Origin of the sequence: Neisseria sp. HMSC074B07 (genome assembly GCF_001810355.1) — a bacterium.
Taxonomy (GTDB): domain Bacteria; phylum Pseudomonadota; class Gammaproteobacteria; order Burkholderiales; family Neisseriaceae; genus Neisseria.
In genome coordinates, this window is the sequence record NZ_KV800950.1 from 39,929 (window position 1) to 61,635 (window position 21,707).

Consider the following 21,707-nt stretch of genomic DNA (forward strand, 5'->3'; position numbering starts at 1 on the left):
GTACTGGTTTAAAGTTAATCCACTATACAAACAACCATCCCAAAAGGTCGTCTAAAATTTGACAAGGCATCCTGACAAGCGTACGGATGCCTGAATATTCTGACGCATGCAGGAGGCGGCTGATCAATACGTTTGATAACCAAGCCGGTAAGGCAGCCCTACCATAGCCCTTTCACAACGTTTTTACTATAATCCCCCATTTCCTCCCCTGCCCCGTGCATCATGCCCAAAGCCACTTTCTACACCCACACCGCCGACCCCGCCGCCTTCGCCTGCCGCCTGATTGCGCGCGCCATACGCGACGGCGGGCAGATATTGGTCTGGTCGGATTCCGATGAAACCATCCGCCGCCTCGACCGCGACCTTTGGCAGCAAATTCCCGAAAGTTTCATTCCGCATGAAATTTGGCAACCTGACCAACCCATGTCGTCTGAAACACCCGTATGGCTCGCGTTCGGCGATACTTTACCCGCCGTCCCTGAAAACGCCACTGTCCTCAACCTCTCGCCCGACTTTTGGAACGAAGCCCCCGTCATCCCCGCCCGCGTACTTGAAATTGTAGGCAGCAGCTTGGAAGAGCTCGCCGACGCCCGCGAACGCTTCAGCGCATACAGAAAAAACGGCTTTACCATCGAACACCACGATATGACGGGCAAAGCCTAAAATCGAAGGTCGTCTGAAAACGGCTTTACACGATAAGCCGAAAATTTAAACAGCCTTGATTCCTTTTGATTCAAACTGGGCTATAATCCCGACTTTCTTTTACTGACCCCTTTTAAAAGACGAAAACATCATGAACAAAACTTTCAAATTCAGCGCATTGGCAATCGCCGCCGCATTGGCACTGACCGCCTGCGACAAAAAAGACGCCAATACACCTGCTTCAGCCTCTGCGCCCGCATCGGCATCCGCAGCTTCCGGCGCATCTGCCGCAAAAGACGCATCCTCTATTGGCACACCGGTCCAACAAGCCAGCTACGCAATGGGTATGGACATCGGCAGCTCCCTGAAACAAATGAAAGATCAGGGCGCGGAAATCGACATGAAAGTCTTCATCGAAGCCTTGCAAGCCTCTTATGACGGCAAAGAAAACAAAATGACTGAAGTCCAAGCACAAGAAGTCATGATGAAATTCCTGAAAGAACAACAAGTCAAAGCGGCGGAAAAACTTCAGGCTGACGCCAAAGCCAACCTGGAAAAAGGCGAAGCGTTCCTCAAAGAAAACGCCACTAAAGAAGGTGTGAAAACCACTGCTTCCGGCCTGCAATACAAAATCACCAAAGAAGGTGACGGCAAACAGCCTAAAAAAGACGACATCGTCGTTGTCGAATACGAAGGCCGCCTGATTGACGGTACCGTCTTCGACAGCAGCAAAGCCAACGGCGGTCCTGTTACCTTCCCCGTCAGCCAAGTTATCCCCGGCTGGGCCGAAGGCATCCAACTCTTGAAAGAAGGTAGCGAAGCCACCTTCTACATCCCGTCCAAACTCGCCTACCGCGACCAAGTCATGCCGGGCGGGAAAATCGGTCCGAATTCCACTTTGGTATTTGACGTGAAGCTGGTTAAAATCGGCAAACCCGAAGATTTCCAACCCGCTCCCGGTCAAGTTGACATTCAAAAAGTCCAATAAGCCTGCGCTTTAACCCGATGCCCGAACCGAATCCGTTTCGGGCATTTCTGTTCTGTATATTCGCAAAACATGGTTTACCCCGTTTCAGACGACCTCCTATCCCATCAAACCCCCAATAAACCCGCGCCATAACATTGCGATTTTGTTTTGCTATACAATAAAACCTACCAACCTCCTACAACCGACGCCATGAAAAACATCGTTATCCTCATCTCGGGCCGCGGCAGCAATATGCAGGCCATCGTCAATGCCGCTATTCCAGACGCCCGCATCGCCGCCGTCCTCAGCAACAGCGCAACCGCCGCCGGACTGGCTTGGGCAGCCGAGCGCGGCATCGCCACCGACAGCCTCAACCACAAAGACTTCCCCAGCCGCCTTGCTTTCGACCAAGCCATGATGGAGAAAATCGATGCCTATCAACCTGATTTGGTCGTCCTCGCAGGCTTTATGCGCATCCTCACGCCCGAATTCTGCGCCCATTACCCAAACTGCCTGATCAACATCCACCCGTCCATCCTCCCCTCATTTACCGGCCTGCACACCCACGAACGTGCCCTTGAAGCCGGCTGCCGCGTCGCAGGCTGCACCATCCACTTCGTAACCCCCGAGCTGGACTGCGGTCCGATTATCTCGCAAGGCATCGTCCCGATCCTCGACGGCGATACACCCGACGACGTTGCCGCACGCGTCCTGACCGTCGAACACCGCCTTTTCCCGCAAGCCGTTGCCGATTTCGTTGCAGGTCGTCTGAAAATCGAAGGCAACCGCGTATTCAATTCAGAGCGCAACGCCGAAGGACAAACCTTACTCGCGTAATCCTGCCCAATGCGCAGCACCCTACAAGGAAACACCATGAGCCAAAACCGGTTGACCCTTTCGGATATCATTTCCGAATCCGACTACCGTAAACGCCAAAGCAAAGCCATCGATTTATTCAACCAAAGCCTCAAAAACAACCCCGAAATAACGCGTGCGTTATGCGATTTTGTTGTCGGAGACCCGCTCAATAACCGCTCTTTTTCTCCCGGTTTCAAGCTGCACTGCCTAAACTGGCTGATTGACCATCACTTGGACCGCTGTGACGAAAGCTACGAGCAGCATCCTGAAGACGACAGCTTTCCCGAAGGCTTCGACGATTTAATCGATTGCCAGTGGAAATTCAAATGGATCATTCCCATGCTTGCCCGCGACCTCTTTCTCGACAAAAAGGAAATCGAGGAAGCGAACGAAACAATGCGTTACCACTATGAAAACATGCGGTTCAGTCTTTCATCATTTTATAAAACCCTGATGCTGCAAAACATCCTGACCGGAGACCACGCCGCCGCCAAAGAAAATTTCCAAAAATGGCAGCAAACCGCCGCAGATGAATTTTCCGACTGTCCCGCGTGCGAACAGTCCGAGCAGGTCAATTTCTACCATTTTATCGGGCAGTACCAAAAAGCCATCGATACCGCCCAGCCCATCTTAACGGGCGAAATGACCTGCGCCGAAGTGCCGCCCCTTACCTACTACCCCGTCATCGACAGCATGATAAGGCTGGGCAAATACGAGGAGGCGGAACGCCTTTTGGACGAAGCCATAGACAAAATCAACGTCGAAGAAGACGAAGAGTTCGTCCGCCTGATCCCCCTCTTTTCCCAACTGGCGTACAAACTCGGACAGTCGCAACGTGCCCTCGATTTGATGAACCGGCACGGCGACACCATCATTCGACATGCCCCAAACGACAATATGCTCTATTTGGACTACCTCATCGCGCTTTCTCCTTTTGACGAAAAAGCGGCGCAACATGCCCGCGAGTTTGCCGCAGACTTCGACAAACGCAACGGCAACAGCTATTACCAAAGCCAGATAGAATTTATGTTCGGTTCGGGCAATCTCCAATAAACCCAAGCTCGTCTGAAATTCTTTCAGACGACCCAAAACAGGAGGAATGACACCATGAAAACACCCACCCTGCTAATCGCCGCCGCCCTCTCCCTAAGCGTCGCAAACGCCTATGCCGCAGGACTGCCCCAATCAGCCACCCTGAAATACTCCGGCAGCTACGGCATACCCGCCACCATGACCTTCACACGCAGCGGCAACCAATACACCATCGTGTCCAGAATCAAAGTCCCGATGTACAGCATCCGCTTCGAATCCGGCGGCACCATCAGCGGCAACACCCTCCGTCCCAAATACTATAAAGACGTCCGCGGCGGCAAACTCTATGCCGAAGCCAAATTCAGCGGCAACAGCATCACTTACGGCAAAGCCGGTTCGAGCGAAACCGCCAAAACCGGCGGCACGACACTCGACCTCTTTACGCTGGCTTGGCAGCTTGCCGCCAACGATGCCCGCCTGCCGTCCGGTCTGAACATCACCAACGGCAAAAAACTCTACCCCGTCAGCGGCATGACCAAAGTCGGCAGCGAAAACTACAAAATCGGCGGCGGTACGACCACAGTCAACAAATACCGCGTCAAACGCGGCGACGACACCGTCACCTATTCATTCGCCCCCGCCTTCAACAACATTCCTGCCGAAATCAAATACACCGACGACGGCAAAACTTACGACCTCAAACTTACATCCGTCATCATTGACGGAAAAGCCATCAAACCATAACGGCGGCACACCATCTCCAAATGACCGACCGTTTCCCAAAGGTCGTCTGAAAACCGAACTGCACCTAAAAAGTTGGATATTTCTTCCAATCTATTAAGGTGCAGTTTTTTTTCTCGCCGAACACATGACTTTTCAACCCTCACACCATAGCGATTCGCCTATGGCGTATTTCTCTAAAAATCAACCGCCATTTTTCAGACGACCTGAGATTTTCTAGTTGAAAGGTATGCGTTTACAGATTAACAATCTTAAGCTGCATTCACATTATTTTTCAGATTGTAAACAATATGTTCTACCCAATTAGGCCTCCGCATAAGGTATGACATCGAAAATTTTTTAAAAATAGAGATATTGTGTTCTTGAACATTCTGTGCTGAAATTACATGACACTACAAAAATAGTGGTGCGTAAAAAATATAAAACAGACAAAGGAGAAACTCATGCAATGGTTTTTAGACAACCTCAAAGCCTTTTTCGAAACCATCAGCGGCTGGGTCTGGGGGCCTGTCATGCTGGTGCTGCTGGTCGGTACGGGCATTTTGCTGACCGTCATGTTGAAGGGCTTGCAATTCACCATGTTGGGCTATGCGCTGAAGCAGGCTTTCGTGCCGTCAAAGAAGCATGAAGACGGCGAAGACCACGAAGGCGATATTTCCCATTTCGCCGCTTTGATGACTGCCCTGTCCGCCACCATCGGCACGGGCAATATCGCCGGCGTGGCGACTGCCGTAGTGACCGGCGGCCCGGGCGCGGTATTTTGGATGTGGATGACCGCCGTTTTCGGCATGGCGACCAAATACGGCGAAGGCGTGTTGGCGGTGAAATACCGCGTGACCAACTCCAAAGGCGAAATGTCCGGCGGGCCGATGTATTACATCGAAAACGGTTTGGGTAAAAACTGGAAATGGATGGCGTTGGCGTTCGCTTTATTCGGCACATTCGCTTCGTTCGGCATCGGCAGTTCCGTACAGTCCAACTCGGTCGCTCAAGCGGTTCAGACGAGCTTCGGCGTCGAACCTGTCTATACCGGCATTACGTTGACGGTTCTGACTGCCATCGTCGTTTTGGGCGGTATCAAAGGCATCGCCAAAGCCGCTTCTTTCATCGTACCCGCTATGGCAGTGTTTTATGTGGTGGGCGGTATTTCCATTATCGTCATCAATTCCGATGCGCTGGTGCCTGCCGTCAAGCTGATTTTCTCCGATGCGTTCAGTGCGCAGGCAGTGGCGGGCGGCGCTATCGGCACGGTAATCCGCTACGGCGTGGCGCGCGGCGTGTTCTCCAACGAAGCGGGCATGGGTTCTGCACCGATTGCCGCCGCAGCCGCAAAAACCGACCATCCCGTCCGTCAGGCATTGGTTTCCATGACCGGTACGTTTTTGGACACCATCGTCGTTTGTTCGATTACCGGCATCATTTTGGTGATGGGCCTGCTCGGCGCGGGCGGCGAGTTTGTCAAACCTGAATTGAGCGGCGCGGCACTGACGACCGTCACCTTCCAAAAAATGCTGCCCGGCATCGGCGGCTGGATTGTCACCATCGGTCTGATTTTCTTCGCCTACTCAACCATTTTGGGCTGGTGCTATTACGGCGAGAAATGCGCGGTTTATGTATTCGGCGAGAAGTTTGCCGGTTTGTACCGCGTCGGTTATGTCTCTTCCGTCATGCTGGGTACAGTCTTGAGCCTTGATTTGGTATGGCTGGCTTCGGATACGTTCAACGGTCTGATGGCGTTGCCCAACCTGATCGCACTCCTTTTGATGATTAAAGTCATCGTCAATGAAACGCGCGACTTCAAACAAAAAGTCAAAGACGGAGCGTTGCCGCATTGATACCTGAGGTCGTCTGAAAGGTGTTTCAGACGACCCGATATCTGTATTTATAGTGGATTAACTTTAAACCAGTACGGCGTTGCCTCGCCTTGGCTCAAAGAGACATTCTCTAAGGTGCTGAAGCACCAAGTGAATCGGTTTCTGTACTGTCTGTACTGTCTTGCGGTTTCATCGCCTTGTCCTGATTTAGTTAAGCCACTATAGGAAACCAGTCGGCGGAGGAACAAAATGAAAGTGCTTGTTTTAGGTGCCGGAGTTGCCGGCGTATCTTGCGCGTGGTATCTGACGGAAGCCGGACATGAGGTAACGGTAATCGACCGCGCCGAAGGCGTGGCAATGGAAACCAGTTTCGCCAATGCGGGTCAGCTTTCTTACGGCTACACCACGCCTTGGGCGGCACCCGGCATTCCGACCAAAGCACTGAAATGGCTGTTTAAAAGCCATCCTCCCCTGCTGTTCCGCCCCGACGGCAGCCTGTATCAAGTCGAATGGCTGTGGCAAATGCTGCAAAACTGCACGGCATCCCGCTATCAAATCAACAAAGAGCGCATGGTCAGGATTTCCGAATACAGCCGTGAAATGTTCCGCCGTTTTGAAGCGCAAACCGGCATGAATTTCGAAGGACGCAAAAAAGGAACTTTGCAGATTTTCCGCCAAGCCAAAGAAGTCGAAGCGGCAGAACAAGACATTACCGTTTTGGAACGATACGGCGTGCCCTACCGTCGTCTGAAACCCGAAGAATGCGCAGAATTCGAGCCTGCACTTGCACGCGTTACTGCCAAAATTGCCGGCGGCCTGCACCTGCCTGCGGATGCGACCGGCGACTGCCACCTCTTCACCCAAAACCTGTACAAACTGTGTCTGGAAAAAGGCGTACAGTTCCATTTCAACCGAACCATCCGCCGCATCGAACACAACGGCCAGCGCATCAGCGCAATCGAAACCGAAACGGAACGCTTTGAAGCAGATGCCTTCGTCTGCGCGCTCGGCTGCTTCAGCAGGACGGTTTTGGCGCAGTTGGACCTCAATCTGCCCATTTACCCCGTCAAAGGCTATTCCTTGACCCTGCCCGTCAAAAACTCAGACGGCGCGCCGGTTTCCACCGTTTTGGACGAAAGCTACAAAGTCGCCATCACACGATTCGACAACAGAATCCGCGTCGGCGGTATGGCGGAATTGTCCGGCTACGAAATCAAACTGTCCGAAAAACGCCGCGAAACGCTGGCTTTGGTCGTCAACGATTTGTTCCCCGAAGGCGGCAACTTGAATCAGGCATTGTTCTGGAGCGGCCTCAGACCGATGACGCCCGACAGCACGCCGCTAATCGGCCGCACCCGCTTTGACAACCTGTTCCTGAATACAGGTCACGGCACTTTGGGCTGGACCATGTCGCTGGGCTCGGCAAAATTGACCGCCGATATCGTGTGCGGCAAAGACACCGAAATCCGCAGCGACGACTTGAGCCTGTCGCGCTATCCGTCTTGAACTTTAAACCGATAAGGTTTGAGCGGCACTATAGTGGATTAAATTTAAATCAGGACAAGGCGACGAAGCCGCACGCAGTACAGATAGTACGGAACCGATTCACTTTGGTGCTTCAGCACCTTAGAGGAATCGTTCTCTTTGAACTAAGGCGAGGTAACGCCGTCGGTTTAAAGTTAAGCCACTATATAAACTCAAAGGTCGTCTGAAAACGCAATATAGTTTTCAGACGACCTTTCTCACATTCCCACGAAACCCAACATCCCCAAAAGCAAACCTGACGGCTGCGCCTGAAAATATTTAAGGTTTCGCCAAAAATCCGTCTCGCTTAAAACTTAAAGTTCACGCCGCCGGTGAAGCTGCGTCCCATTTGCGGGATGTCGGACAGGAAGCTGCTGTGGGCGTAAACGGACTGGTTGAACAGGTTGTCGGCTTTGACGTACCAATTCCACTCGCCGTAGCCGGTGCGGCGGCGGTAGTTTGCGCCGAGGTTGAGCATATGGTGTCCGGGCGTGCGCGTTTCGTAGCGGGCGAGTTTGTTTTGGGCAAACACGCGGTAGTAGTCGAGATGGGCATCGATGCGGTCGGTCAGCGCGGCATTCAGGTGGAAGCCGAGCCGTGCGGCGGGAACGCGCGGGGCGTTTTGGTCAGCTTGAGCGATGAGTGGACGGTTGCCGTAGGCATCTTCCCTGCCGGGCAGCGACGGGAGGTTTTTCAGACGACCTCTGACGTAGTCGCCGGAAAGTCCGATGCGGTAGCGCGGCGTGGGCTTGAAGTAGATTTCGCCTTCCGCGCCGTAGAAGTCGGCGCCGGATTGGTTGTAGCGCACGAGCTTCATTTCGCTGTCGTCTTCGATGGATTTGGGGCCCCGTCCGTCGTTTAAGGTTTGGGCGTAGATGTAGTTGCCGAAGCGGTTGCGGTAGAGTGCCAGATTGTATTGCCAGCGGTCGCCTTCGTAGCCCAGCGCGAGTTCGATGTTGTTGGAACGCTCTTTGTTGAGGTGTTTGTTGCCGACTTCAAAGGTGTTGGTGGCGACGTGTTTGCCGTGTGCGTACAGCTCTTGCGTTGACGGCAGGCGTTCCTGATGGGAGGCGGTCAGGCTGAGTTTGTATTGGGGCGAGAAATACCAGTTGCCGGAAAGCGCGAACGAGCGGGCGGTTTGGCGGTGCGCGCCGAGGTCGGGCAAGGGTTGGTTGTAGTAGTTTTCCCGCTCAATCAATGCCTTGTCGTACTGAATGGCGGCTTTTTGTTTTTCCACGCGCACGCCGCCTTCAAGCGAGAAGTTGTCCCAATTTGCCTGTTCTACGCCGAAAAAGCTGTAATGATGCACATCGTTGTCGATCAGCATCGGCTGTTGGACGGTTTCGGGAATGGCGGAAAGCGCGCTGGATTTTTGGGTGAGGTATTGCACACCCCAACTGCCTTTCAGACGACCTATGGGCAGGTGGCGCAATTCGATGCGGGCATTTTGCGTTTTGTTTTTAAAGAAGTTTTCCACCGCATCGCCCGCTTTTTCGTCGTGGCGGTAATCGTTGCGGTTCAGATGCACGCGCAGGGCTTCGAAACCGGGGAGCGGCTGCTTCCATTCGGCGCGGATTTCGTAACGTTTGTTGCGCAGGTCTATCCACGGTCTGCCGCTGTGGGCGTGCGCGTGTGCATTATCGTCGTCGTGGAAGCCGCAGCTCAAGCCCGGATTGTCGTAATCGATGTCTTCTTCGGTCAACAGATGAGGATAAAGCTGCAAATAGCGTTTGTTAATCAAGCTCTTCTGCCAAATGATGTCGGCGTGGCAGTCGTCGTAGAGGTGGCTGTGCGCAGGCAGGCCGTAGCGGTCGCGACGGTCGCTGTACGCCGCGCCGATAAAGCCTTTCTCGCCCACCCAAGACAGCCCGATGCTGCCCGTTTGCGAATCGGCATGGCTGTCAGGCAGGCGTTTCAGACGACCTTCTTCCTTGCGGTAACGCGGTACGGCATAGTCGCCTGATTTGCGGTACAGCCCTTCCGTGTGCAACACGAAGTTTTTGCCCAGTCCGACATTGATGCCGCCGGACGTGAGTTTTTCTAAATTGCCGCTGCTCAAGCGCAGTCCCAGTTCGCCCGATACGCCGTTTTCAGGCATTTTTTCGGGGATTTTTCCGTCGGCGACATCCACCAAACCCGCCACATTGCCCGAGCTGTACAACAGCGTTACCGGCCCGCGCAGGATTTAGACCTGTTGCGACAAAGCGGTGTCCACCATCAGGGCATGGTCAGGCGAGAAATCTGCCATGTCGCCGGTTTCGCCGTGATGGTTCAACACTTTAATCCGTCTGCCCGTCTGCCCGCGTATCACAGGCGCAGACGCGCCGCCGCCATATTGCGAAGCATGGACGCCCGGCACGCCGTTGAGCGCGTCGCCGAGATTGACGGCTTTTTGCCGCAAAGTATCGCCGCTGATGATTTTGTCGGAGGCAGTCAACTGTGCAGCAGCCCCGAAGTGGCGCGCGGACGGTTTTTGCCGACGACGTTGACCGTTTCCAAGTCCACCGTCTGCTCGGTTTCATGCGCTTGTGCGACGGCTGGAAGATTGATGATCAGTAATGCTAAAACAATGGGTTTGAGTGTGGTATGTGTCATTTTTGGTTTCCCGTCATATTTCAAATAGATTGTTATTATATAACATCACATCATTAATATGACAAGAATTTGAAAAACGACTTGGATTTGACGCAGCAAAACAGCCAAGCCAAAGCCTATACAAACAGCGAAAAACCAAAGGTCGTCTGAAACCCAAAATATTGAAAATGATAAGAAAGGCGAAAGCAGCGGCGACTCGCCACCCCACCTGTTTGCTTGGAAGGAATCATGTTGCTTAAACAACAAAAAGGTCGTCTGAAAACCAGATTCCGTTTTCAGACGACCTTGTCGGTTTGATGACTGCTATTTGGCAGCTTTGACTGCGGCGGTTTCGGCAATCAAGTCAAGGAAGACCAGCGGCTCTTTGCCGATATTTTTCAGCGCATGGGACTGGCCGGGGCGGGCGATGGTAATGTCGCCGGCGCCGACTGGTGTCTGTTTGCCCGTGCTGTCGGTGAACACGCCTTTGCCCGATACGATGATGTAAACGTCTTCGTTGTCGGTGTGTTTGTGTTCGCCGATGGATGCGCCCGGCGGCAGGGTCAGCCAGCCGATTTCTCTAAACGCGTCTTGGGCGGCGGTTTGGTGGCGGTTGAAGGCGAAACGGCCGAGCAGCGGGCCTTTGCCTCCGGCTGCATTTTCGCGGTTCCACTCCGCCAAGTCGGCTTTTTTGTACACTTGGACGCTGCGGTCGGTAGGTTTTGTCTGTTCCGCAGCGTGGACGCTGACGGTCGTGCCGAGCAGAAAGGCGACGGACAATGCGGCAAATAGCGGTTTCATCATGGTTCTCCGTTTGTTGGGTTGTGTCGGATAAATCGTAGGCTGCATTCAGGTAGATTCTGATATTGACGATAGGTAATATTACATAGCATCATTTCCTAGCTTTTCAGCACAGGATGTTCCCTATTACCCAACATCATTAAGAGACAAAAGCATGACCGAAACACAAAAAATCTATACTGCATGGACACAGATGTGGAATGGCGATCTCAACATTGCTGATGAACTGCTGTCAAACAACTTCAAAGCACATCTGACCGCTGATTCCACTCCACCACCAACGCCCGTAACTGACATAGCCAGCGCAAAGGCTTGGATAACCACCATTCGTGCTAAAGCAGATCTGCATTATGAAATTGTGCTTGGTCCGTTCCGCGACGGCGACATAATTTCCGCCTATTGGCGTGTAACCGCTACGTTCGGCAACCAAACCGCCGTCAAAGTCGGTACGGATTTCTTGAAAATCAAAGACGGTAAGATTACCGACTGCTGGACGATGAACAACAACGCTGCATAATTGAATTACCAAACTCTATTTGTTTTCGGACAGCCTGCATTAGTTGATACAGTCCCGTTTTCAGACGACCTGCGGGGTAGGTTGCTTCGCCCCGCAGGCGTCAAGGCTTATTTCACATTGCGCAGATAGTTCAGCAACAAGGGAACGGGGCGGCCGGTCGCGCCTTTTTCGCTGCCGGATTTCCATGCCGTACCCGCGATGTCGAGGTGCGCCCACGGGTAGTCTTCGGTGAAGTAAGACAGGAAGGTGGCGGCGGTAATCGTCCCTGCGCCGGGCGTGCCGATGTTGGGGATGTCGGCGAAATTGGATTTGAGCTGGTCTTTGTAGGTTTCAAAGAGCGGCAGTTGCCATGCTTTGTCGTCCACGTTGCGGGAGGCGGCGAGCAAGCTGTCGACCAAATCCTGATTGTTGCCCATCACGCCGCTGACGTCATGACCCAAGGCGATGATGCACGCGCCGGTCAGGGTGGCGACGTCGATGACGGCTTTGGGTTTGAACTGCTCGGCGTAAGTGAGCGCGTCGCACAAAATCAGACGACCTTCGGCATCGGTGTTCAACACTTCAATCGTCAGACCTTTCATGCTTTTCACGACGTCGCCCGGTTTGTTTGCCGCGCCGGAAGGCATGTTTTCGCAAGTGGCGACGACGGCGATGAGGTTGATCGGCAGTTGCAGTTTGACGGCGGCGCAGAAGGTGCTGATGACGGTTGCCGCGCCGCACATGTCAAACTTCATTTCGTCCATGTTCAGACCGGGTTTGAGGGAGATGCCGCCTGTATCGAAGGTAATGCCTTTGCCGACTAGGACGACGGGGGCGGCTTCTTTGTCGGCAGCGCCGAAGTAGCTCAATTCAATCAGATAGGGGTCTTCCACGCTGCCTTTGGCGACCGACCAAAACGAACCCATGTTTTCTTTGATGTAGTCTTTTTCGATGATTTTGGCGTGTGCGCCCAGTTTTTCGGCTTCGGCTTTGGCGGTGCGCGCTAAAAATTCGGGCGTGCATTCGTTGGGCGCGGCGTTGCCCAAATCGCGGCAGAGGCTTTGTCCGTAAACCTGAGCTTCGGCGACGCGCAGGGCTTCTTTGACGGCGGCTTCGTGTGCGGTGTGGAACACGGCTTGTGCGAATTTGGCGGGCTTGGCTTCTTTTTTGTAGCGGTCGAAACGGTAGGCGGCGTTGCCGAACGCGATGGCGAAGGCTTCGGCTACGGCAGAGGCTTGCGCTTCATCGAAGGCATGGATGTCCGCATTGACCGTTTCCTGATTTTGCGCCCATTTCGCGGCTTCGGCGGCGGCTTTGTTCAGCGCGGCGCGGTCGGTTTTTTCGAGGCGGACGACCGCGACTGCCTGCAAACCGTTGTCCGTCGGGATTTTGGTGTCGGCAAAAGTTTGACCTTCTTCAAGCGAAGACAAAAGGGCAAGGGCGGTCGGGTGGTTTAATTGTGCGGTTTCGGTGCAGACAAATAACTGCGCGCCTGCCTGTTGCGGCTGCAAGGTTCCGGCTTTTGTGCTAAATTCCACGTTTATTCTCCTGATTGAGATGGTTTCGGGTAGTTTCAGACGACCCTTTGCATCAAGAGGTCGTCTGAAAACGGTTGGAAAGATTGTACTCCATTTGAGAGGTCGTCTGAAACCTTGCGCAGACAATCCGCCTGCGCCGAACCGCTACCGCTCCTAGCCGCGATTCTATGATTTATCAAAAAAACTTCATCAAAGAACTCTCTTTTACCGCCGTCGGCATTTTCGTCGTCCTCTTGGCGGTGTTGGTCTCCACGCAGGCAATCAACCTGCTCGGACGTGCCGCCGACGGGCGCGTCGCCATTGATGCCGTGTTGGCATTGGTCGGCTTCTGGGTCATCGGCATGACGCCGCTTTTGCTGGTGTTAACCGCGTTCATCAGTACGCTGACCGTATTGACCCGCTACTGGCGCGACAGCGAAATGTCGGTCTGGCTCTCCTGCGGGTTGGCGTTGAGGCAATGGATACGCCCCGTCATGCAGTTTGCCGTACCGTTTGCCATTCTAATTGCCGTCATGCAGCTTTGGGTCATGCCGTGGGCGGAACTGCGCAGCCGCGAATACGCCGAAATCCTCAAGCAGAAACAAGAATTGTCGATGGTGGAAGCAGGCGAATTCAACAGTTTGGGCAAGCGCAACGGCAGGGTTTACTTCGTCGAAACCTTCGACACCGAATCCGGTATTATGAAAAACCTGTTCCTGCGCGAACAAGACAAAAACGGCAACGACAACATTATCTTCGCCAAAGAAGGCAATTTCTCGCTGAACGACAACAAGCGCACGCTCGACCTGCGCAACGGCTACCGTTACAGCGGCACGCCCGGTAAAGCCGACTACAACCGCGTTTCCTTCCAAAACCTCAGCCTGATTATCAGCACCACGCCCAAACTCATCGACCCCGTTTCCCACCGCCGCACCATCCCGACATCCCAGCTCATCGGCAGCAGCAACCCGCAACATCAGGCGGAATTGATGTGGCGCATCTCGCTGACCGTCAGCGTCCTCCTGCTCTGCCTGCTTGCCGTGCCGCTTTCCTATTTCAACCCGCGCAGCGGCCACACCTACAACATCCTCGTCGCCATCGGGCTTTTCCTGATTTACCAAAACGGACTGACCTTCCTGCGCAACGCCGTGGAAGACGGCAAAATCCATTTCTGGCTCGGACTGCTGCCCATGCACATCATCATGTTCGCCATTGCCGTCGTACTCCTGCGCGTCCGCAGTATGCCCAGCCAGCCCTTCTGGCAGGCGGTTGGCAAAAGTCTGACATTGAAAGGCGGAAAATGAACCTGATTTCACGTTACATCATCCGCCAAATGGCGGTTATGGCGGTTTACGCCCTCCTCGCTTTCCTTGCCCTGTACAGCTTTTTTGAAATCATCAACGAAGTCGGCGACTTAGGCAAAGGCAGCTATAACGGCGCAACCATGGCGCAATACGTCCTCATGCAGATGCCCGCGCGCGCCTACGAACTCATGCCCCTCGCCGTCCTCATCGGCGGACTCGTGTCCCTCAGCCAGCTTGCCGCCGGCAGCGAACTGACCGTCATCAAAGCAAGCGGCATGAGTACCAAAAAGCTGCTGCTGATCCTGTCGCAGTTCGGACTGATTTTCGCCCTCGCCACCGCTGCGCTCGGCGAATGGATTGCCCCCGTCCTCAGCCAAAAAGCCGAAAACATCAAATCCGCCGCCATCAACGGCAAAATCAGCACCGGCAATACTGGGCTTTGGCTCAAAGAAAAAAACAGCATCATTAACGTGCGCGAAATGCTGCCCGACCATACCCTGCTGGGCATTAAAATTTGGGCGCGCAACGACAAAAACGAGCTGACGCAGGCAACGGAAGCCGAATCCGCTGTTTTAAACAACGACGGCAGTTGGCAGTTGAAAAACATCCGCCGCAGCACACTTGGCGAAGACAAAGTCGAAGTCTCCACCGCCGCCGAAGAAAACTGGCCGATTGCCGTCAAGCGCAACCTGATGGACGTATTGCTTGTCAAACCCGACCAAATGTCGGTCGGCGAACTGACCACCTACATCAGCCACCTCGAAAACAACAACCAAAACACCCAAATCTACGCCATCGCCTGGTGGCGCAAATTGGTTTACCCCGTCGCCGCCTGGGTCATGGCACTCGTCGCCTTCGCCTTCACCCCGCAAACTACCCGCCACGGCAATATGGGCTTGAAACTCTTCGGCGGCATCTGCCTCGGCTTGCTGTTCCACTTCGCCGGACGGCTCTTCGGGTTTACCAGCCAACTCTACGGCGTCCCACCCTTCCTCGCCGGCGCACTGCCCACCATAGCCTTCGCCCTGCTCGCCGTTTGGCTGATACGCAGGCAGGAGCGGCGTTAAGCTCAAGAATATAGTGGATTAAATTTAATCCACTATAAAAAAACAGAACAGCGAAAACTGTTCTGTTTTTTTTGTTTTCAGACGACCTCATAGGGTTAGCCATTGAAGAGGTCGTCTGAAACGGTTTTACCTACTTATTAAACATTCACGGTTTCGGCTACTTCGTTGTAGCTGTCGATTTCGTTGAAGTTCATGTAGCGGTAGATTTGATCGCCCTGTTCGTTGATGATACCGATGTTGGCTTGGTATTCTTCAACGGTCGGGATCTTGCCCAGTTTGGAGCAAATCGCCGCCAACTCTGCCGAGCCGAGGTAAACGAAGGTATTTTTACCCAGGCGGTTCGGGAAGTTGCGGGTAGAGGTGGACATGACGGTCGCGCCTTCGTGTACTTGGGCTTGGTTACCCATACACAGCGAACAGCCCGGCATTTCCATACGCGCGCCGGCGCGGCCGAGTACGCCGTAGTGGCCTTCGTCGGACAGTTCTTTCGCGTCCATTTTGGTCGGCGGTGCCATCCACAGGCGAACGGGGATGTCGGACTTGCCTTCCAAGAGTTTGGAAGCGGCTCGGAAGTGGCCGATGTTGGTCATGCACGAACCGATGAACACTTCGTCGATTTTGGTGCCGGAACGTTCGGACATGAAGCATACGTCGTCCGGGTCGTTCGGGCATGCGATGATCGGCTCTTTAATGTCGTCCATGTTGATTTCAATCACGGCGGCGTATTCGGCATCTTTATCTGCTTCGAGCAGCTCTGGATTCGCCAGCCATTTTTCCATGGCTTTGATGCGGCGTTCCAAAGTGCGCGGGTCTTGATAGCCGTCGGCAATCATGTTTTTCATCAACACGACGTTGGATTTCATATACTCGATAATCGGCTCTTTGTTGAGCTTCACGGTACAGCCGGCGGCGGAGCGTTCGGCAGATGCATCGGTCAATTCAAACGCTTGTTCCACTTTCAAATCAGGCAGACCTTCGATTTCGAGGATGCGGCCGGAGAATATGTTTTTCTTACCGGCTTTGGCAACGGTGAGCAAACCTTGTTTAATCGCGTAAAGCGGAATGGCGTTCACCAAATCGCGCAGGGTTACGCCCGGTTGCAGTTTGCCGCTGAAGCGTACCAATACGGACTCAGGCATATCGAGCGGCATCACGCCGGTGGCTGCTGCGAAAGCAACCAGGCCGGAGCCTGCGGGGAAGGAAATACCGATAGGGAAACGGGTATGGCTGTCGCCGCCGGTACCGACGGTATCAGGCAGCAGCAAGCGGTTGAGCCATGAGTGGATCACGCCGTCGCCCGGACGAAGAGCCACGCCGCCACGGGTAGAAATGAAGGCGGGCAGTTCTTTATGGGTTTTCACATCGACAGGTTTCGGATAAGCTGCGGTGTGGCAGAAAGACTGCATCACCATATCGGCGGAGAAGCCCAAGCAAGCCAAGTCTTTCAACTCGTCGCGGGTCATCGGACCGGTGGTATCTTGTGAGCCGACCGTCGTCATGCGCGGTTCGCAATAAGTACCCGGGCGTACGCCTTGTCCTTCCGGCAGACCGCAGGCGCGACCAACCATTTTTTGCGCCAACGTGAAACCAGCTTTGCTTTCGGCAGGCGCTTGAGGCAGGCGGAATTCGGTGGAGGCTGGCAGTTTCAAGGCTTCACGCGCTTTGGCGGTCAGACCGCGGCCGATAATCAGGTTGATACGGCCGCCCGCTTGCACTTCGTCCAGCAATACTTGGGATTTCAGGCTGAACTCGGCAACGGTTTCGCCGTTTTTCACGATTTTGCCTTCATAAGGCAGAATATCGACGACATCGCCCATTTTCAGCGCGGAAACATCGACTTCAATCGGCAGCGCGCCGGAGTCTTCCTGAGTATTGAAGAAAATCGGCGCGATTTTACCGCCCAAGCATACGCCGCCGAAACGTTTGTTCGGCACGAACGGGATGTCTTCGCCGGTATGCCAAATGACGGAGTTGGTTGCGGATTTGCGTGAAGAACCGGTACCGACCACGTCGCCGACGTAGGCAACGGGATGACCTTTGGCTTTGAGTTCTTCCAACAATTTAATCGGACCGACTTCGCCCGGTTTGTCGGGCGTGATGCCGTCGCGCGGGTTTTTCAGCATGGCCAGCGCGTGCAGCGGAATATCGGGACGGCTCCATGCGTCGGGCGCGGGAGAGAGGTCGTCTGTATTGGTTTCGCCGTCAACTTTGAAGACGGTAACGGTGATTTTTTCGGGAACTTTGGCGCGTGAGGTAAACCATTCGGCATCTGCCCAAGATTGCAAAACTTCCTGCGCGTATTTGTTGCCTTTCTCGGCTTTTTCCTGAACGTCGTGGAAAGAATCGAACATCAGAAGCGTATGTTTCAAACCTTTGGCAGCGATAGGTGCGAGTTTGTCATTGTCCAAGAGTTCGATTAAGGCGTGAATGTTGTAACCGCCGAGCATCGTACCTAAGAGTTCGGTCGCATATTCGGGGGAAACCAACGGGCTGGATGCGCTGCCTTCGGCAACGGCAGCCAGGAATGAGGCTTTGACTTTGGCGGCATCGTCCACACCGGGCGGAACACGGTGGGCAAGCAGTTCGACCAAGAATTCACCTTCGCCTGCGGGCGGGTTTTTCAGCAGCTCAACCAAATCGGCGGTTTGCTGCGCGTTCAAAGGGAGGGGCGGGATACCGAGGGCAGCACGCTCGGCGGCGGCTTTGCGATAGGCTTCTAACATCTCTTTGTTCCTTTTTTCTGTTTTTCTTCTATCCGTTGCAAATGATTTGCAATCAAAGAATTGTAAACAATCCTTTTAGGTATCATAGACCAGTTTGGCAAAAATTGGAATATTTATGTTATCGGATGTAATAGGTGTTTGCTATTGAAACGAATTATCTTGAAAAATACGAAAAGGTCGTCTGAAAACAGGGTTTCAGACGACCTTTTATGTTTTATCGGAATGACCGGTTCGTTCTTTTACCGAGCGTTTGCCTGATATTCGCTGCCGTCTTCGCGCAAGAGCTTGGGCTGTTCGCCTTTCTCAATGACGTTTTTACCGATGACAACTTTGGTTACGCCTTTCAAATCAGGCAGTTGATACATGGTATCCAAGAGGCAGCGTTCAACGATGGAGCGCAGGCCGCGCGCGCCGGTTTTGCGTTCCATTGCCTGACGGGCGATGCTGCGCAAGGCTTCTTCTTCAAATTCCAATTCGACATTTTCCATGCCGAACAGGGTTTGATATTGTTTCACCAAGGCATTTTTTGGCTCGGTCAAAATGTTGACCAATGCGTCTTCATCCAATTCCGCCAATGTGGCAATAACGGGCAGACGACCGATTAACTCGGGAATCAGACCGAATTTAATCAAGTCTTCAGGCTCGACGATTTCAAACAATCCGGTAATGTCGGCATTTTCGTCCTTACTGTGAACGGATGCGCCGAAACCGATACCGCCTTTTTCAGTACGCTGACGGATCACTTTTTCCAAGCCTGCAAACGCGCCGCCGCAGATAAACAGGATGTTGGTCGTGTCGACGTTGATAAATTCCTGATTCGGATGTTTGCGGCCGCCTTGGGGTGGAACGCTGGCAACCGTACCTTCAATCAGTTTCAGCAAGGCTTGTTGCACGCCTTCACCGGATACGTCGCGGGTAATCGACGGGTTGTCGCTTTTACGGGAGATTTTGTCGATTTCGTCGATATAGACGATGCCGCGCTGGGCTTTTTCAACATCAAAATCGCATTTACCTAAAAGCTTGGTAATGATTTGCTCAACGTCTTCACCGACATAACCCGCCTCGGTCAGCGTGGTCGCATCCGCCATCACGAACGGCACGTCCAGTTTGCGCGCCAAGGACTGCGCCAACAGGGTTTTACCCGAACCGGTCGGACCGATAAGCAGGATGTTGGATTTCGACAATTCGACGTTGCCGTTGGCTTTGGGATGGCGCAGGCGTTTGTAATGGTTGTACACCGACACCGCCAAGGCTTTCTTGGCTTGTTCCTGACCGATAACATGATCGTTGAGGTTGGCGACGATTTCGGCAGGCGTGGGCAGCTTGTTGTTCGGATGGGACGCATCCGTTGCAGATTTCTCTGTGGAGAGGTCGTCTGAACTTTGCAGCATCACGCCGCAAGTTTCTACACATTCGTTACAGATAAAAGCGTTTTCGCCTTCAATCAGGTTTTTGACTTCATGCTCGGATTTTCCGCAAAACGAGCAGGAGCGTTTTTCTTCAGTCATAATTTATCTTCTGTTTTCAAGCAATATCGGCAAACCGTCATCCGAATGTTGCGGGAACGGTTTTCGGCAAAGTCGGTAAGTATAATCAGTATCTTAAGGTTTATCAAATACCGTATGGCAAGCTGTTGGGCGTAAGGTTTTCAGACGACCCTCCGATGCATGGCAACACACCATGATTTCCCATCCTTAAGATTGTTTCCAATTTGGGAAAAAGATGCAAACAAACGCAAAAAAGCCATATTAAACTTTACATTTTGTTGTATTTTAAGCAAAATATCCCCTTTAATAATTCAATTGTCTTAAATTCTACTGGTTGAAGTATGTCGGTTATGAAATTTTATAAAACACTGAGTGCAGCCTGTTTGGGTATGGCGTTGACTGTCGCCGCCGCCCCTGCCGCTGCAGACGATATGGACGTTTTGGGTCAATTTTTGGAACAAAATTTTCCAACCCAAAATGACCCGATGGAAGCTTTCGCATTAAGCCACGCACAAAAAATCGAGGCTCAGGCGATGATGGCGGGGCCGCTTTTGACATCGCAGTCCGCCCTGATTTTTAACAACAAAACAGGCGAAATCCTGTATCAGAAAAACGCAGACCGCGTGATGCCGATTGCGTCCATTTCCAAACTGATGAGCGCGATGGTCGTCTTGGACGCACGTTTGGATATGAACGAACGCATTACCATCACCTCCGACGAAATCGACCGTCTGAAAGGTACAGGCAGCCGCCTTGCCGTCGGCACGACGCTGACGCGCGGCGAATTGCTGCACCTGAGCCTGATGAGCAGCGAAAACCGCGCAACACACGCGCTGGGCCGTACCTATCCGGGCGGTATGTCAGCGTTTGTTGCCGCCATGAATGCCAAAGCGCAAAGCCTGGGCATGCACAGCAGCCGTTTCTACGAACCTACCGGTCTGAATTTCCAAAACGTATCAACCGCCAACGATTTGAACCGCATGGTCGCCGCAGCGAGCAAATATCCGCTTATCCGCAAAAACACGACCTCCAACTACGGCTCGGTTTGGACGGCAAACGGCCGCCAAAACTATAAAAACTCCAACGCCCTCGTCCGCGAAGGCAGCTGGAACATCGAGCTTCAGAAAACTGGTTATATCCGCGAAGCAGGACGTTCGATGGTGGTTAAGGCAAACGTTCAAAACCAACCGATTACCATCGTATTGCTGAACTCGCCAACCTCGACAACCCGCGTAAACGACGCGCGTAAGATCGAATCTTGGATGTCGCAGCGCCGCTCTTAAAAACACTTATTATGCCGTCTGAAAATCAGGCGGCATTTTTTATATGATAAGCAGAAAAACTTCATGCAATCCGGTTGAAGAATCTTGATTTTAACAATATTAGGAGATGCAAATGCCGAACAAAAAACAATTGATACAGTTGGTAGCCATTTTAGCCTTGACCGGCTGTACTTCCGTTGCCGATATGGTGGGATACGATACGGCATCGCTCAACGAGGCTGCCGCCAAAAACTATTCGCAAGTGGTACAGCAAGCGCAGTCGCAGCGCGTTTTGGACAACACTTCCCACACTTCGCGCCGTATCAAAGCCGTATTCGAACGCCTGAAACCCTATGCCAACCAGGCCAACCAAACTGGCACACCTTTCAATTGGCAGATGAATGTTTTCCGCGGCAACGAATTGAATGCTTGGGCAATGCCCGGAGGCAAAATGGCGATGTACACCGGCATGGTTGAGCGTTTGAAATTGACGGACGACGAAATCGCCGCCGTTATCGGTCACGAGATGACCCACGCCCTGCTGGAACATGGCAAAAAAGCGATTGGCGGCCAAGTGCTGACGGGATTGGGCGGTTCTATTTTAGCGGGTGCATCCGGAGTCGATGCCAATATCGTTGGATTGGGTACGGATTTACTTGCTTCCAAGCCCTTTTCGCGCCATCAGGAAAGCGAAGCGGACGCAGGCGGCGTACGTTTGATGGCTCAGGCGGGCTACAATCCGGAGGCTGCCATCAGCGTTTGGGAAAAGATGAGCAAACTTGAAGGCAGCTCGTCTATTGCGATTTTGTCCACCCATCCGACCAATCAGACGCGCATCAACGCCATCCGCAGAATGCTGCCTGAACTCATGCCGATTTATCAGAAAAATAAACGATAA

Annotated in this window: 17 protein-coding genes and 1 pseudogene; 13 read left to right on the forward strand and 5 right to left on the reverse strand. The window is 53.1% G+C overall.

What is annotated here, in order from left to right; genetic code table 11:
• Positions 1-222 precede the first annotated feature (222 nt).
• The 7 genes from HMPREF2726_RS08255 (at position 223) to HMPREF2726_RS08285 (ending at position 7,560) form a co-directional block, all read left to right on the forward strand.
• The gene (locus HMPREF2726_RS08255; RefSeq protein WP_009312192.1) at positions 223-663 is read left to right on the forward strand and encodes a DNA polymerase III subunit chi; all 441 of its coding nucleotides are present in this window, start codon (positions 223-225) and stop codon (positions 661-663) included.
• 130 nt (positions 664-793) lie between these two features.
• Positions 794-1,630, forward strand: coding sequence for an FKBP-type peptidyl-prolyl cis-trans isomerase (locus HMPREF2726_RS08260; protein ID WP_009312193.1), 837 nt, complete (start codon positions 794-796; stop codon positions 1,628-1,630).
• 189 nt (positions 1,631-1,819) lie between these two features.
• Positions 1,820-2,446 (forward strand): phosphoribosylglycinamide formyltransferase, encoded by a 627-nt coding sequence (gene purN, locus HMPREF2726_RS08265; RefSeq protein ID WP_070602949.1) that lies wholly within the window; start codon positions 1,820-1,822, stop codon positions 2,444-2,446.
• Between the two features lie 36 nt (positions 2,447-2,482).
• Positions 2,483-3,520, forward strand: a complete 1,038-nt coding sequence (locus HMPREF2726_RS08270) for a tetratricopeptide repeat protein (protein ID WP_009312195.1) — start codon at positions 2,483-2,485, stop codon at positions 3,518-3,520.
• A 54-nt stretch (positions 3,521-3,574) separates the two neighbouring features.
• Positions 3,575-4,243, forward strand: a complete 669-nt coding sequence (locus tag HMPREF2726_RS08275; protein ID WP_009312196.1) for a DUF3108 domain-containing protein — start codon at positions 3,575-3,577, stop codon at positions 4,241-4,243.
• 440 nt (positions 4,244-4,683) lie between these two features.
• Entirely contained in the window at positions 4,684-6,075 is a 1,392-nt protein-coding gene (locus tag HMPREF2726_RS08280; RefSeq protein WP_003779074.1) for an alanine/glycine:cation symporter family protein, read from the forward strand.
• Between the two features lie 228 nt (positions 6,076-6,303).
• Positions 6,304-7,560 carry a D-amino acid dehydrogenase gene (locus tag HMPREF2726_RS08285; RefSeq protein ID WP_009312197.1) on the forward strand — a complete coding sequence of 419 codons (1,257 nt, stop codon included), beginning with the start codon at positions 6,304-6,306 and terminating at the stop codon, positions 7,558-7,560.
• A gap of 325 nt (positions 7,561-7,885) precedes the next feature.
• Here HMPREF2726_RS08285 and znuD read toward each other — a convergent pair.
• Positions 7,886-10,173, reverse strand: a pseudogene (gene znuD / locus HMPREF2726_RS08290) (TonB-dependent zinc receptor ZnuD).
• 303 nt (positions 10,174-10,476) lie between these two features.
• Positions 10,477-10,953 carry a cupin domain-containing protein gene (locus HMPREF2726_RS08295; protein ID WP_070602951.1) on the reverse strand — a complete coding sequence of 159 codons (477 nt, stop codon included), beginning with the start codon at positions 10,951-10,953 and terminating at the stop codon, positions 10,477-10,479.
• A 154-nt stretch (positions 10,954-11,107) separates the two neighbouring features.
• Between HMPREF2726_RS08295 and HMPREF2726_RS08300 the strand changes: the two genes are divergently transcribed.
• Complete coding sequence (locus HMPREF2726_RS08300; RefSeq protein ID WP_070514012.1) at positions 11,108-11,470, forward strand: nuclear transport factor 2 family protein; 363 nt, start codon at positions 11,108-11,110, stop codon at positions 11,468-11,470.
• Between the two features lie 107 nt (positions 11,471-11,577).
• Here HMPREF2726_RS08300 and HMPREF2726_RS08305 read toward each other — a convergent pair whose 3' ends face one another.
• On the reverse strand, positions 11,578-12,987 hold the full coding sequence (locus HMPREF2726_RS08305; protein ID WP_070602953.1) for a leucyl aminopeptidase: 1,410 nt from the start codon (positions 12,985-12,987) through the stop codon (positions 11,578-11,580).
• Positions 12,988-13,006: 19 nt separating this feature from the next.
• On the opposite strand from HMPREF2726_RS08305, the gene HMPREF2726_RS14135 reads away from it, so the two are divergent.
• From HMPREF2726_RS14135 to lptG, 3 genes are read left to right on the forward strand one after another with little or no spacing between them, the layout of a single operon-like run.
• Positions 13,007-13,144: a hypothetical protein gene (locus HMPREF2726_RS14135; protein ID WP_168163278.1), complete on the forward strand. Its 138-nt coding sequence runs from the start codon at positions 13,007-13,009 to the stop codon at positions 13,142-13,144.
• A 10-nt stretch (positions 13,145-13,154) separates the two neighbouring features.
• The gene (gene lptF, locus HMPREF2726_RS08310; RefSeq protein WP_070602955.1) at positions 13,155-14,270 is read left to right on the forward strand and encodes an LPS export ABC transporter permease LptF; all 1,116 of its coding nucleotides are present in this window, start codon (positions 13,155-13,157) and stop codon (positions 14,268-14,270) included.
• A complete protein-coding gene (lptG, locus tag HMPREF2726_RS08315) occupies positions 14,267-15,337 on the forward strand; it encodes an LPS export ABC transporter permease LptG (RefSeq protein ID WP_070602956.1) in 1,071 nt (356 codons plus the stop codon). Before lptF ends, lptG begins: the two co-directional genes overlap by 4 nt.
• Before the next feature lie 137 nt (positions 15,338-15,474).
• Here the strand turns inward: lptG and acnB are convergent, their stop codons facing one another.
• The gene (acnB, locus tag HMPREF2726_RS08320) at positions 15,475-18,060 is read right to left on the reverse strand and encodes a bifunctional aconitate hydratase 2/2-methylisocitrate dehydratase (protein ID WP_070602958.1); all 2,586 of its coding nucleotides are present in this window, start codon (positions 18,058-18,060) and stop codon (positions 15,475-15,477) included.
• A 239-nt stretch (positions 18,061-18,299) separates the two neighbouring features.
• A complete protein-coding gene (gene clpX / locus HMPREF2726_RS08325) occupies positions 18,300-19,568 on the reverse strand; it encodes an ATP-dependent Clp protease ATP-binding subunit ClpX (protein WP_070602960.1) in 1,269 nt (422 codons plus the stop codon).
• Positions 19,569-19,888: 320 nt separating this feature from the next.
• On the opposite strand from clpX, the gene HMPREF2726_RS08330 reads away from it, so the two are divergent.
• A complete protein-coding gene (locus tag HMPREF2726_RS08330) occupies positions 19,889-20,830 on the forward strand; it encodes a serine hydrolase (protein ID WP_009312204.1) in 942 nt (313 codons plus the stop codon).
• Positions 20,831-20,936: 106 nt separating this feature from the next.
• Entirely contained in the window at positions 20,937-21,707 is a 771-nt protein-coding gene (locus tag HMPREF2726_RS08335; RefSeq protein ID WP_036529430.1) for a M48 family metallopeptidase, read from the forward strand.

What these genes read in the sequence shown, in the direction of transcription:
- HMPREF2726_RS08255 (WP_009312192.1), top strand. Translation starts at nt 223, where the DNA reads ATGCCCAAAGCCACTTTCTACACCCACACCGCCGACCCCGCCGCCTTC.
- HMPREF2726_RS08260 (WP_009312193.1), top strand. Translation starts at nt 794, where the DNA reads ATGAACAAAACTTTCAAATTCAGCGCATTGGCAATCGCCGCCGCATTG.
- purN (WP_070602949.1), top strand. Translation starts at nt 1,820, where the DNA reads ATGAAAAACATCGTTATCCTCATCTCGGGCCGCGGCAGCAATATGCAG.
- HMPREF2726_RS08270 (WP_009312195.1), top strand. Translation starts at nt 2,483, where the DNA reads ATGAGCCAAAACCGGTTGACCCTTTCGGATATCATTTCCGAATCCGAC.
- HMPREF2726_RS08275 (WP_009312196.1), top strand. Translation starts at nt 3,575, where the DNA reads ATGAAAACACCCACCCTGCTAATCGCCGCCGCCCTCTCCCTAAGCGTC.
- HMPREF2726_RS08280 (WP_003779074.1), top strand. Translation starts at nt 4,684, where the DNA reads ATGCAATGGTTTTTAGACAACCTCAAAGCCTTTTTCGAAACCATCAGC.
- HMPREF2726_RS08285 (WP_009312197.1), top strand. Translation starts at nt 6,304, where the DNA reads ATGAAAGTGCTTGTTTTAGGTGCCGGAGTTGCCGGCGTATCTTGCGCG.
- HMPREF2726_RS08295 (WP_070602951.1), bottom strand. Translation starts at nt 10,953, where the DNA reads ATGAAACCGCTATTTGCCGCATTGTCCGTCGCCTTTCTGCTCGGCACG.
- HMPREF2726_RS08300 (WP_070514012.1), top strand. Translation starts at nt 11,108, where the DNA reads ATGACCGAAACACAAAAAATCTATACTGCATGGACACAGATGTGGAAT.
- HMPREF2726_RS14135 (WP_168163278.1), top strand. Translation starts at nt 13,007, where the DNA reads ATGGTTTCGGGTAGTTTCAGACGACCCTTTGCATCAAGAGGTCGTCTG.
- lptF (WP_070602955.1), top strand. Translation starts at nt 13,155, where the DNA reads ATGATTTATCAAAAAAACTTCATCAAAGAACTCTCTTTTACCGCCGTC.
- lptG (WP_070602956.1), top strand. Translation starts at nt 14,267, where the DNA reads ATGAACCTGATTTCACGTTACATCATCCGCCAAATGGCGGTTATGGCG.
- acnB (WP_070602958.1), bottom strand. Translation starts at nt 18,060, where the DNA reads ATGTTAGAAGCCTATCGCAAAGCCGCCGCCGAGCGTGCTGCCCTCGGT.
- clpX (WP_070602960.1), bottom strand. Translation starts at nt 19,568, where the DNA reads ATGACTGAAGAAAAACGCTCCTGCTCGTTTTGCGGAAAATCCGAGCAT.
- HMPREF2726_RS08330 (WP_009312204.1), top strand. Translation starts at nt 19,889, where the DNA reads ATGTCGGTTATGAAATTTTATAAAACACTGAGTGCAGCCTGTTTGGGT.
- HMPREF2726_RS08335 (WP_036529430.1), top strand. Translation starts at nt 20,937, where the DNA reads ATGCAAATGCCGAACAAAAAACAATTGATACAGTTGGTAGCCATTTTA.